Raw genomic sequence first — 11,838 nt, forward strand, 5'->3', positions numbered from 1 at the left:
AATTTCCGACGGCGGGTCGGAATCCATGCATATTTTTTGGCCGACCGTGCCGTCGCGCATCACCGAAAACCGCGAAAGCCCCGGCTCGGTGAGCCGGGGCTTTCGGATGTCCGCGCGGGACGGGGTCAGACGTGCACGCCGTGCTTGCGGAGGTAGGCGATGGGGTCGACGTCCGAGCCGTAGTCGGGGGAGGTACGGGCCTCGAAGTGGAGGTGCGGGCCGGTGACGTTGCCGGTCGCGCCGGACAGGCCGATCTGCTGGCCCGGAATCACCTTCTGGCCCACCGTGACGCCGATGGACGACAGGTGGCCGTACTGGGTGTACATGCCGTCGGCCATCCGGATCACGATCTCGTTGCCGTACGCCCCGCCCCAGCCGGTGGAGACGACGGTGCCGGCGCCGACCGCGTGCACCGAGGTGCCGCTGGCGGCGTGGAAGTCGATGCCCGTGTGCGAGCCGGAGGACCACAGGGAGCTGCTGGCCTGGTAGGCCGTGGAGACGTACGAGTGCACGATCGGGGCGACGAAGGCGTTCAGGCGCTTGCGCTCGGCCTCACGGGCGGCGCGCGCCGCGGCCTCGCGTTCCTTCTTCGCCTCGGCGGCGGCCGCCTTGGCGGCGGCCTCCTCGGCCGCCTGCCGCTCGGCGGCCTGGGTCTGAGCGGCGGCCTGCTCGGCGATCTGCTCGGCGACGTCGTCGCTCACACTGATCACCGGCGTGAGGCCGGTCTGCTCGACGGGCTTCTCCGCGGCGAGCGCCGGGGACGCCGCGAGGGTGCCGATGACACCGGTGGTGGTGAGGGCTGCGACACCCGCCGCCTGAGCGGTGGTGCGCTTGACGCGGCCGGGCTTGCGGTGCTTCCCGGAGGCGCACATGAACGCCATGAAGTGGCTGGTCCTTTCCTTCCCTCTCGCCTACCGGGTTAGCTGACGGGTTCGGAGCAGGAAGGTCTCCTACGGACCCCCTCGCTCACGCGCGGGCGTCCGATTCACCCCAGGGACTGCGATGGGTCCCCGGCTCCCCTGGCTCGCGCCGTACGGGGACTCGGCGATGGCTGTCCGGTGCCGCGGGCGCGGCGCACTGCCTGACGGACAGCCCGGAAGACGCTAAGCGGGCCGGTCTCCGGCGCCCAAACGAATCCGTGATTTTGTAGCGCATCCCACAGGGCAGACAGGCAACCTCTGCCCCAATTCGGACATCTGAACAAGGACGGCTCACCCGTTTCGGGAAGGACCGCACACACGAAGGGGACCTGACGGCCCGTCGGCCGCGAGGTCCCCACGCGCGTGTGACGCCGTCCGGCCGCTACTCGGCGGCGACGACGGTGACTTCGCCGATGCCGAGCGCCTCCACGGGCTCCTTGATCTGCGCCGCGTCACCGACGAGGACCGTCACCAGGCCGTCCACCGGGAAGGCGCTGACGACCGCCGCGGTGGCCTCCACGGTGCCGGTGGCCGCGAGCTGCTGATACAGCGTCGCCTGGAAGTCGTCGGGCAGGTGCTGCTCGACCTGGTCGGCCAGCGTGCTCGCGACGGCCGCCGCGGTCTCGTACTTCAGTGGCGCCACCCCGACCAGGTTCTGCACGGCGACGTCCCGCTCGGCGTCGGTCAGGCCCTCGGCCGCGAGGGTGCGCAGCACCTTCCACAGGTCGTCGAGCGCCGGGCCGGTGTTCGGGGTGTCCACGGAACCGCTGATGGCGAGCATCGCGGCGCCGGTGCCGTCCGGGGCGGACCGCAGGACCTGCCCGAAGGCGCGCACGCCGTAGGTGTAGCCCTTCTCCTCGCGCAGGACGCGGTCCAGGCGGGAGGTGAGCGTGCCGCCGAGGCAGTAGGTGCCGAGCACCTGGGCGGGCCACACCCGGTCGTGCCGGTCGGGGCCGATCCGGCCGATGAGGAGCTGCGTCTGGACGGCGCCGGGCCGGTCGACGATGACGACCCGGCCGGTGTCGTCGGCGGTCACCGGCGGCACCGGGCGCGGCTCGGCGGGGGTGCCGGTCCAGGCGCCCAGGGTGTCGGCGAGCAGGGCGTCCAGGTCGGTGCCGGTGAGGTCGCCGACCACGACCGCGGTCGCGGTCGCGGGACGCACATGCCGGTCGTAGAAGGCACGTACCGCGGCCGCGTCGATCTTCTCGACCGTCTCCTCGGTGCCCTGGCGCGGACGCGACATGCGCGCGGTGGCCGGGAACAGCTCCTTGGAGAGCTCCTTGGCGGCACGGCGGGAGGGGTTGGCCAGCTCGTGCGGGATCTCGTCCAACCGGTTGCGCACCAGCCGCTCGACCTCGCTCTCCGCGAAGGCGGGAGCGCGCAGGGCGTCCGCGAGCAGGCCGAGGCCCTTGGCCAGGCGGGAGGCGGGCACCTCGAGGCTGAGCCGGACGCCGGGGTGGTCGGCGTGCGCGTCGAGCGTGGCGCCGGCCCGCTCCAGCTCGGCGGCGTAGTCCTCGGCCGAGTGCTTGTCGGTGCCCTCGGAGAAGGCCCGCGCCATGATCGTGGCGAGGCCGTCCAGGCCGGACGGCTCGGCGTCCAGGGGCGCGTCGAGCAGCACCTCCACGGCGACGACCTGCTGGCCGGGGCGGTGGCAGCGCAGCACGGTCAGGCCGTTGTCCAGCGTGTCGCGCTCGGGGGCCGGGAACGCCCAGGGTTTGGCCTCGCCCGGCTGCGGCTGGGGGTGGAAGTCCATCGGGGCGAGCTCGCTCACTTGGCCGTCTCCTCGTTGTCGTGTCGGGCCTCAACGGTCGCTTCGGCCTCCGGGTCCTCGGGGACGTCGGCGTCCTCGACGGTCTCCGGGGACTTGGGCTCGTACACGAGGACCGCGCGGTTGTCCGGGCGCAGGCGGGCCTTGGCCACCTCCTGGACCTGCTCGGGGGTCACCTGCAGTACGCGCTCGACGGCCGTCAGGGCGAGCTGCGGGTCGCCGAACAGGACGGTGAACCGGCACAGTTCGTCGGCGCGGCCGGCGACGGTGCCGAGCCGGTCCAGCCACTCGCGCTCCAACTGGGCCTGGGCGCGCTCCATCTCCTCGGGCGTGGGGCCCTCCTCGGCGAACCGGGCCAGCTCCTCGTCGATCGCGGCCTCGATCACCGGGACCTCGACGTCACCGGAGGTCTTCACGTCCAGCCAGCCGAGCGAGGGCGCGCCGGCCAGCCGCAGCAGACCGAAGCCGGCCGCGACGGCCGTACGGTCGCGGCGCACCAGCCGGTTGTACAGACGGGAGGACTCGCCGCCGCCGAGCACGGTCAGGGCCAGGTCCGCCGCGTCCGCGTCGCGCGTGCCGTCGTGCGGGAGCCGGTAGGCGGCCATCAGGGCGCGTGCCGGGACCTCCTCCTCGACGACCTCGCGCAGCTGGCCGCCGATGACCTCCGGCAGCGAGCCGTCGCGGGGCGCGGGCTTGCCGTCGTGGCCGGGGATCGAGCCGAAGTACTTCTCGATCCAGGCGAGGGTCTGCTTGGGGTCGATGTCGCCGACCACGGACAGCACCGCGTTGTTGGGCGCGTAGTACGTCCGGAAGAACTGGCGCGCGTCCTCCAGGGTGGCCGCGTCCAGGTCGGCCATCGAGCCGATCGGCGTGTGGTGGTAGGGGTGGCCCTCCGGGTAGACCAGGGCGGTCAGCTTCTCGAAGGCGGTGCCGTAGGGAACGTTGTCGTAGCGCTGGCGGCGCTCGTTCTTGACGACGTCCCGCTGGTTCTCCATGGACTCCTCGTCCAGGGCGGCCAGCAGGGAGCCCATGCGGTCGGCCTCGAGCCAGAGGGCGAGCTCCAGCTGGTGGGCGGGCATGGTCTCGAAGTAGTTGGTGCGCTCGAAGCTCGTGGTGCCGTTCAGCGAGCCGCCGGCGCCCTGCACCAGCTCGAAGTGGCCGTTGCCCGTGACCTGGCCGGAGCCCTGGAACATCAGGTGCTCGAAAAGGTGAGCCAGGCCGGTGCGTCCCTTGACTTCGTGGCGGGAGCCGACGTCGTACCACAGGCAGACCGCCGCCACCGGGGTCAGGTGGTCCTCGGAGAGCACCACGCGCAGACCGTTGGCCAGACGGTGCTCGGTCGCTGTCAGGCCCCCGGAGCCTGCCTCGGCTGTGGTCGTGTGACCCATGGGCATGTACGTCCCTTCGCGAGCGGAGGCGGTTGATGGAAACCGCGGTTTTCCTGCCGGTCCTGCCACTGTATGCAAGCGTGCGGAGCCTCGGCGAAGTTCCCGCCGGACGTACGCCCACAGCGGATCGCGTAGCCTGCGTCCCGCGTGCCGTGGGAGGGCTTCCCGGCACCGGGCCGCACCGCGGGGGACCGGGTCGCGGCCCGGGTTGTCAGTGCCGCGGTCCACAATGGTCCGCGTCAGATCCGTCAACCCCGAGCGAACAGAAATCTGGAGGAGCCGGCAGCGATGGCCCGCCGCAGCACGAAGACCCCGCCGCCCGACGATTCGTACGAGGAGAGGATCCTCGACATCGACGTCGTGGACGAGATGCGTGGCTCCTACCTCGAGTACGCGTACTCGGTCATCTACTCGCGCGCCCTGCCGGACGCCCGTGACGGACTCAAGCCCGTGCACCGCCGGATCGTCTACCAGATGAACGAGATGGGCCTGCGTCCCGAGCGGAGCTACGTGAAGTGCGCCCGCGTCGTCGGCGAGGTCATGGGCAAGCTGCACCCGCACGGCGACTCGTCGATCTACGACGCCCTGGTGCGCATGGCGCAGGGCTTCTCGATGCGCGTCCCGCTGGTCGACGGCCACGGCAACTTCGGTTCGCTGGGCAACGACGACCCGCCGGCCGCCATGCGGTACACCGAGTGCCGGATGACCGAGGCGACAAGCCTGATGACCGAGTCGATCGACGAGGACACGGTCGACTTCGCGCCGAACTACGACGGCCAGGAGCAGGAGCCGGTGGCACTGCCAGCCGCCTTCCCGAACCTGCTGGTCAACGGCTCCTCGGGCATCGCGGTCGGCATGGCGACCAACATGCCGCCGCACAATCTGCGCGAGGTCGTGGCGGCGGCCCGCCATCTGATCAGGCACCCGAACGCGGACCTGGACGCGCTGATGAAGCACGTCCCGGGCCCCGACCTGCCCACCGGCGGCCGGATCGTCGGCCTGGACGGCATCCGGGACGCGTACGCGTCGGGACGCGGCACGTTCAAGATCCGGGCGACGGTCACCGTCGAGACCGTGACCGCCCGCCGCAAGGGCCTGGTCGTCACCGAGCTGCCCTTCGCGGTCGGCCCGGAGAAGGTCATCGCCAAGATCAAGGACCTGGTCAACTCCAAGAAGGTCCAGGGCATCGCCGACGTCAAGGACCTCACCGACCGTGAGCACGGGCTGCGCCTGGTCATCGAGATCAAGAACGGCTTCGTGCCGGAGGCGATCCTGGAGCAGCTCTACAAGCTGACGCCGATGGAGGAGTCCTTCGGCATCAACAACGTCGCCCTGGTCGACGGCCAGCCGCTCACGCTCGGCCTGAAGGAGCTGCTGGAGGTCTACCTCGACCACCGCTTCGACGTGGTCCGGCGCCGCAGCGAGTTCCGCCGCGGCAAGAGGCGCGACCGGCTCCACCTGGTCGAGGGCCTGCTCACCGCCCTGGTCGACATCGACGAGGTCATCCGGCTGATCCGGTCCAGCGAGAACTCCGCGCAGGCCAAGCAGCGCCTGATGGAGCGGTTCTCGCTGAGCGACGTCCAGACGCAGTACATCCTCGACACGCCGCTGCGCCGGCTCACCAAGTACGACCGCATCGAGCTGGAGGCGGAGAAGGACAGGCTCACCGCGGAGATCGAGGAGCTGACCCGGATCCTGGAGTCGGACGCGGAGCTGCGCAAGCTGGTCTCGGCCGAACTGGCCGCCGTGGCGAAGAAGTTCGGCACCGACCGGCGTACGGTCCTGCTGGAGTCCGGGGGCGCGCCGGTGGCCGCCGTGCCGCTCCAGGTCGCCGACGACCCGTGCCGGGTGCTGCTGTCCTCGACGGGGCTGCTGGCCCGTACGGCGACCGACGAGCCGTTCGCCGAGGCGGCCCGCACCAGGCGCGTGAAGCACGACGTGATCGTCTCGGCGGTCCCGGCGACCGCACGCGGCGAGATCGGCGCGGTGACCTCGGCGGGCCGGCTGCTGCGGATCAACGTCGTCGACCTTCCGCAGCTGCCCGAAGCTGCGACGGCGAACCTGTCCGGAGGGGCGCCGCTGGCGGAGTTCGTGTCCCTGGAGGACGACGAGACGGTGGTCTGCCTGACCACGCTGGACGAGTCGTCCCCCGGCCTGGCGCTCGGCACGGTGCAGGGTGTCGTCAAGCGTGTGGTGCCCGACTACCCGTCCAACAAGGACGAGTTGGAGGTCATCACGCTGAAGGAGGGCGACCGGATCGTCGGCGCGGTGGAGCTGCGCACCGGCGACGAGGATCTGGTGTTCATCACGGACGACGCGCAGCTGCTGCGCTTCCAGGCGTCCATCGTCCGCCCGCAGGGCCGCCCGGCCGGCGGTATCGCCGGCATCAAGTTGACCGAGGGCGCCAAGGTCATCTCCTTCACCGCGGTCGACCCGGCCGCCGACGCGGCGGTCTTCACGGTGGCGGGCTCGCGCGGCACGCTGGACGACTCGGTGCAGACGACGGCCAAGCTGACCCCGTTCGACCAGTACCCGCGCAAGGGCCGGGCCACCGGCGGCGTGCGCTGCCAGCGGTTCCTGAAGGGCGAGGACTGCCTGTCGCTGGCCTGGGTGGGCCCCGTCCCGGCACGGGCGGCTCAGAAGAACGGCACTCCGGTGGAGCTGCCGGAGCCGGACCCGCGCCGCGACGGCTCGGGGACGTCGCTGCCGAAGACGGTGGCGGTGGTCGCGGGACCGGTGTCGTAGGGCGCCCGGCTTCACGCCCTCCGGCCGCTACTCGCCGTAGGTCTCCGTGCCCGGCTCCTCCTCGGAGCCGGGCACGAAGCGCAGGACGCCCCACATGCCGTGCTCGTCGACGTGCGGGGCGTCGTTGCCGCACGCCTCGAGTTCCTTGTGGAGGGCGTCGGCGTCGATGCCGGAGCCGATCAGCACGAGCTGGGTGCGGCGGGGGCCGGCGGGCGGCCAGGGCTCGGGCCTGAAGCGCAGGAACCGGCCGACGGCGTGCACGGCGTACCGGTTGAGGGTGTCGTACGGCCCGAAGTCGACGTATCCCTTGATCCGGTAGAGCCCTTCCGGGCGGGTGTCCAGGAAGCTCATCAGACGGCGGGGGTCCATGGGCGGTGCGGCGGTGAAGGACAGGCTGTCGTAGCCGGTGTGCAGGTGGCCGGCGTGGCCGGGGCCGTCCTCGCGGTGCTCGTGCAGGTCGTCGAAGGAGAGCTGGCCGACGCGCTCCTCGCTCGGCCTGCAGTCGAAGAGGAACTCCGGGTCGACGCGGCCGTAGGTGGCGGGGAGGACCGCGGCACGGTCGGTGAGCGAGCGGACGAGGGCGAGCACGCGGTCGGCGTCCGGTGCCCGGTCCAGCTTGTTGACCACGACGAGGTCGGCGAGGGCGAGATGCCGGTCGATCTCGGGGTGCCTGGCGCGGGTGTCGTCGAACTCGGCGGCGTCGACGACCTCGACGAGACCGCCGTAGACGATCCCCGGATGCTCGCTGGCCAGCACCATGCGCACCAGTTCCTGCGGCTCGGCCAGTCCGCTGGCCTCGATGACGATGACGTCGACACCCGCGGCGGGGGCGGCGAGCCGGTTCAGGTAGACGTCGAGTTCGCTCGCGTCGACAGCACAGCACAGGCAGCCGTTGCCGAGCGAGACGGTCGAGTCGCCGAGGGCGCCGGCCACCGCCATCGCGTCGATCTCGATGGCGCCGAAGTCGTTGACGATCGCCCCGATGCGGCTTCCTCCGCTGTGGTGCAGCAGGTGGTTGAGGAGCGTGGTCTTCCCGGAGCCCAGGAATCCGGCGAGCACGACCACCGGGATCTGCTGCGGGCTGCGGCTGTTCACCGGGCTGTTCCCCAACGGGCGACCTCTTTCACGCGGACGCGCGCACCGGCTCGTGGCCGGGCGCGCGGACGGGAATTGCGGTAATCGACTGCGCGACCAGGATACGAGCGGGAGGAGACACGACGGCTTGCACGCCGGCATGCTTGCCCGCACGCCCCGCGACGGCCGCTCGACCCGGGTGCCGACCGGGCGCCGGGGCGGCTCCGGCGTGGCCCCGGGTCGTTTCGGGTCGGCTCCGGGTCGTTCGAGGTCGGCTCCGGTCATTTGGGGTCGGCTCCAGGGTGGCTCCGGGTCGCACCCGGCCCGGCCTCCCGCCGCCTTCGTCGCCTCAGGCCGCCGGCGGCACCGCGACCGGCGGCTCCGGGCCCACGTAGCGCGCCACCGGCCGGATGATCTTCGGGTCCGCGGCCTGTTCCAGGACGTTGGCGCTCCAGCCCACCACCCGGGCCGCCGCGAAGGTGGGGGTGAACATCTCCCTCGGCAGGCCGCACAGTTCCATGACCACGCCCGCGTAGTACTCGACGTTGGTGTGCAGTTCGCGGCCCGGCTTCAGTTCGGTGAGGATCGCCTCGACGTGCCGTTCGACCTCGACGGCCAGATCGACGCGCGGGCCGCCGAAGCCGAGGGCGATGTCGCGCAGCATCCGTGAACGGGGGTCCTCCGTGCGGTAGACGGCATGGCCGAAGCCCATGACGCGGTCACCGGCGAGCACCCGCTCCCTGATCCAGGCGTCGGCCCGGTCCGGCGTTCCGATCGCGTCCAGGGTGTCGAGCGCGCGGCTCGGCGCCCCGCCGTGCAGCGGCCCGGAGAGGGCGCCCACGGCTCCGACCAGGCAGGCGGCCACGTCGGCGCCCGTGGACGCGATGACCCGCGCGGTGAACGTTGACGCGTTGAATCCGTGGTCAATGGTTGAGATCAGGTACTGCTCGACCGCACGCGCCCGTCGCGGGTCCGGCTCCTCGCCCGTGAGCATGTACAGGTAGTTCGCCCCGTACGGCAGGTCCTCGCGGGGCTCGACGGGCTCGAGGCCCTGCCCGAGCCGGTACAGCGCGGTGAGCAGCGTGGGCACGGCGGCGCAGGCGGCCACGGTGTCGGCACGCCGCTGCTCCGGGTCCGTGTCGTAGACCGGGCGGAACCCCCGCGCGGCCCCCAGCAGCGACAGCGCGGTACGCAGGCCGGCCAGTGGCCCGTCGCCGCGGCCGGCCGCGGCGACGGCGGGAAGGGCCGCGCGGACCTCCTCGGGCAGCCGGCGCAGCCTCGCGGTCTCGGCGGCGAAGGACGCGGCGCGGTCGGGCCCGGGGAGGGTTCCGTGCACCAGGAGGTGCCAGACGTCCTCGAAGCCGCGGGTCCGCGCGAGTTCGACGGCCGAGTACTGCCGGTAGTGATAGAAGCCCTCGATTCCGCGGACGTCTCCGATGCGGGTGTCGGTGACGACGACCCCGGCAAGGCCACGCGGTACCTCGACACGGGGTGCGGTCCTGTTGACGGACATGGTGTCTCCTCCCTGGACTTGATCCGACTGTCCATGCTTGACTCAATTACTGTCAATATTGATCCGATCAATGTCTACCGATCAAGGTAGGGAGGGACGGCTACGGTGACCCCCATGCGCGATCACGAACCCGCTCCCGACCGGCGGCCCGGGCGAAGGCTGAGCACCAGGGAGACCGCCGAGCTGCTCGGGGTGAAGCCGGAGACGGTGTACGCCTATGTGAGCCGCGGCCTGCTCGGCAGCAGGCGCGAACCCGGTGGCCGCGCCAGCACCTTCGACGCGAAGGAGGTCGAGACGCTCGCCCGGCGCAACCGCCGGGAATCCGCGGGGAGTCCGGGCTCCGGGGGTGAGCTGTCCGTCCGGACCCGCATCACCCTCATCGAGGAGGACCGCTACTACTTCCGCGGTGTCGACGCCACCGAGCTGGCCGCGCGCCACTCCTACGAGGAGGTCGCGGAGTGGCTGTGGACGGGCCGGTTGACCCCGGGCGCGGCCTTCACCGCGCCGGGGACCACCGTCGAGGTCGCCCGCCGTGCCGTGAACGCCCTGCCGGAGCACACCTCCCCGGCCGACCGGCTGCGGGTGGCGGCCATCGCCGCGGCGGCCGAGGACCCGTTGCGCTTCGATCTCTCCGAGGAGACGGTGCTGGGTACCGGACGCACCCTCATCCCCACGCTCGTGGCCGCGCTGCCGCCCGTCCGGCACGACCACGAGGACGACGGCCCGCTGGCCCACCGCCTGTGGGGCCGGCTGACCGGCCGCCGCGCCGACGAGGCATCGCTGCGCGTCCTGGACACCGCTCTCGCCCTGCTCGCCGACCACGACCTGGCCGCCTCGACGCTCGCCGTCCGGGTCGCCGCGTCGGCCCGCGCGCACGCGTACGCGGCCGTCTCGGCCGGGCTCGGCGTCCTGGAGGGCCCGCTGCACGGTGCCGCCAGCGGGCTCGCCCACCGGATGCTGCTCGATGTGCTGGACCAGGGCACCGCGGTCCCGGTGATCGCGGACGAGCTGCGGGCGGGGCGGCGTGTTCCCGGGCTGGGGCACCGGCTCTACTCCGGCGAGGACCCCCGCGCGCGCGTGCTGTTCGGCCTCCTGGAGCAGGTACCGCACGCGGAGCCCGCGCTCCTCGCGGCCCGCGACGTCGTCGCCACGACCGCCCGGCACGCCCCGCTGCACGCCAACGTCGACCTGGCGCTCGCGGTGTTCACCGCCTCCTGCGGCATGCCCGCCCCCGCCGGGGAGACGATCTTCGCCGTCGCCCGCACGGCGGGCTGGATCGCGCACGCCCTGGAGGAGTACGGCGAACGCCCGCTGCGCATGCGCCCGAGCGGTCACTACGTCGGCCCGCGCCCCCCGCAGCCCCTGCCGGAGTGACGCCGTCCGAACCGCCGCCGGGGTGAGCCCCCGGCGCCGCCGGAGCGGACACGGGCCCGGCCGGAAGTCGCCCGGCGGGAGCCAGGTTAGGCTCACCTCTGTGAGTAGGTGCGCGACCGTCTCCCGGAACCTCGACGAGCCCGTGTCCGCCACGGCCGCCACGGCGACGACGTGGCTGCTGCTGGAGCAGTCCGGGCCGTGGGGCGCCAAGGCGCTCACTTCGAGCCATCTGGACCCCGTGGTCGGCCGCGCCCTGGAGGCCGCCGCCGAGGGAACCGGCGTCCGCGTCGCGCTCGTCCGGCGCCCCGGCCGGCACGCCGACCCCGGCACCCCGGATCCGCGCCAGGTGTACGCGGCCCACACGGTGCCCGGCAACGTGTGGCTCCACAGCGCCACCACCCGCGACCCGCGCCGTCTGCTCGACCTCGACTTCACCGCTCTCGGCGCCGGCGACCACCGCTCCTTCGGCACGGCGCTCGGCGGCGGGCCGCACACCGGCGATCCGCTGGCGCTCGTCTGCACCAACGGCAAGCGCGACCGCTGCTGCGCCATCCTCGGCCGCCCGCTCGCCGCCGAGCTGGCCGCCTCCGGTGTCCGGGGCGTCTGGGAGGTCACCCATCTGGGTGGTCATCGCTTCTCGCCGACGGTGCTCGTGCTGCCGTACGGCTACGCCTACGGCCGGGTCGAGGCGCACACCGTCGAGGCGGCCCTGCACGGCGTCCAGGAGGGGCGCGTGGTGCTGGAGGGCTGCCGCGGGTGCTCCGCCTGGGAACGGCCCGGCCAGGCCGCCGAGCTGGCCGTGCGCTCGGTGGCGGGTGTGCAGCGGGCAGGCGCGCTGAACGTCGTACGGACCGAGGGCAGGGCGCCCCGCTGGGAGGTCACCGTCGCCCATGCCGACGGCCGCCGCTGGCGCGTGTCGGTGGCACAGGGCGCGTCCTTGCCGCCCCGCCCCGAGAGCTGCGGCGCCTCGGTGCTGGGCGCTCCGGCGCGCATGGACGTGGTCGCGGTGCGCGAGCTGCGGACTACGGCGCTGGCGAGCTGACCCCCGGCGCCCCC

8 protein-coding genes and 1 riboswitch are annotated in these 11,838 nt (G+C 72.7%); of the genes, 3 read left to right on the plus strand and 5 right to left on the minus strand.

Going from position 1 to position 11,838, the window contains the following annotated elements:
• Positions 1 to 125 precede the first annotated feature (125 nt).
• The 3 genes from AB0924_RS33925 to AB0924_RS33935 form a co-directional block, all read right to left on the minus strand.
• On the minus strand, positions 126 to 881 hold the full coding sequence (locus tag AB0924_RS33925) for a M23 family metallopeptidase (RefSeq protein ID WP_358936636.1): 756 nt from the start codon (positions 879 to 881) through the stop codon (positions 126 to 128).
• Positions 882 to 893: 12 nt separating this feature from the next.
• Positions 894 to 1,057: riboswitch (cyclic di-AMP (ydaO/yuaA leader) on the minus strand.
• 245 nt (positions 1,058 to 1,302) lie between these two features.
• On the minus strand, positions 1,303 to 2,691 hold the full coding sequence (locus AB0924_RS33930; protein ID WP_358936638.1) for a pitrilysin family protein: 1,389 nt from the start codon (positions 2,689 to 2,691) through the stop codon (positions 1,303 to 1,305).
• Positions 2,688 to 4,082, minus strand: a complete 1,395-nt coding sequence (locus AB0924_RS33935) for a pitrilysin family protein (protein WP_358936640.1) — start codon at positions 4,080 to 4,082, stop codon at positions 2,688 to 2,690. Before AB0924_RS33935 ends, AB0924_RS33930 begins: the two co-directional genes overlap by 4 nt.
• Before the next feature lie 282 nt (positions 4,083 to 4,364).
• On the opposite strand from AB0924_RS33935, the gene AB0924_RS33940 reads away from it, so the two are divergent.
• A complete protein-coding gene (locus tag AB0924_RS33940) occupies positions 4,365 to 6,821 on the plus strand; it encodes a DNA topoisomerase IV subunit A (RefSeq protein WP_358936642.1) in 2,457 nt (818 codons plus the stop codon).
• 27 nt (positions 6,822 to 6,848) lie between these two features.
• Here the strand turns inward: AB0924_RS33940 and AB0924_RS33945 are convergent, their stop codons facing one another.
• Positions 6,849 to 7,916 (minus strand): GTP-binding protein, encoded by a 1,068-nt coding sequence (locus AB0924_RS33945; protein ID WP_366913516.1) that lies wholly within the window; start codon positions 7,914 to 7,916, stop codon positions 6,849 to 6,851.
• 328 nt (positions 7,917 to 8,244) lie between these two features.
• A complete protein-coding gene (locus AB0924_RS33950; RefSeq protein ID WP_358936646.1) occupies positions 8,245 to 9,408 on the minus strand; it encodes a citrate synthase/methylcitrate synthase in 1,164 nt (387 codons plus the stop codon).
• 114 nt (positions 9,409 to 9,522) lie between these two features.
• Between AB0924_RS33950 and AB0924_RS33955 the strand changes: the two genes are divergently transcribed.
• Positions 9,523 to 10,782 (plus strand): citrate synthase, encoded by a 1,260-nt coding sequence (locus AB0924_RS33955; RefSeq protein ID WP_358936648.1) that lies wholly within the window; start codon positions 9,523 to 9,525, stop codon positions 10,780 to 10,782.
• 100 nt (positions 10,783 to 10,882) lie between these two features.
• The gene (locus tag AB0924_RS33960; RefSeq protein WP_366913517.1) at positions 10,883 to 11,824 is read left to right on the plus strand and encodes a sucrase ferredoxin; all 942 of its coding nucleotides are present in this window, start codon (positions 10,883 to 10,885) and stop codon (positions 11,822 to 11,824) included.
• Positions 11,825 to 11,838: the final 14 nt, after the last annotated feature.

The organism is Streptomyces sp. NPDC047869, assembly GCF_040704065.1.
Classification (GTDB): domain Bacteria; phylum Actinomycetota; class Actinomycetes; order Streptomycetales; family Streptomycetaceae; genus Streptomyces.

Bases quoted from the DNA above. Each gene is read 5' to 3' on its own strand.
- AB0924_RS33925 (WP_358936636.1), bottom strand. From the start codon at position 881: ATGGCGTTCATGTGCGCCTCCGGGAAGCACCGCAAGCCCGGCCGCGTC.
- AB0924_RS33935 (WP_358936640.1), bottom strand. From the start codon at position 4,082: ATGCCCATGGGTCACACGACCACAGCCGAGGCAGGCTCCGGGGGCCTG.
- AB0924_RS33940 (WP_358936642.1), top strand. From the start codon at position 4,365: ATGGCCCGCCGCAGCACGAAGACCCCGCCGCCCGACGATTCGTACGAG.
- AB0924_RS33950 (WP_358936646.1), bottom strand. From the start codon at position 9,408: ATGTCCGTCAACAGGACCGCACCCCGTGTCGAGGTACCGCGTGGCCTT.
- AB0924_RS33955 (WP_358936648.1), top strand. From the start codon at position 9,523: ATGCGCGATCACGAACCCGCTCCCGACCGGCGGCCCGGGCGAAGGCTG.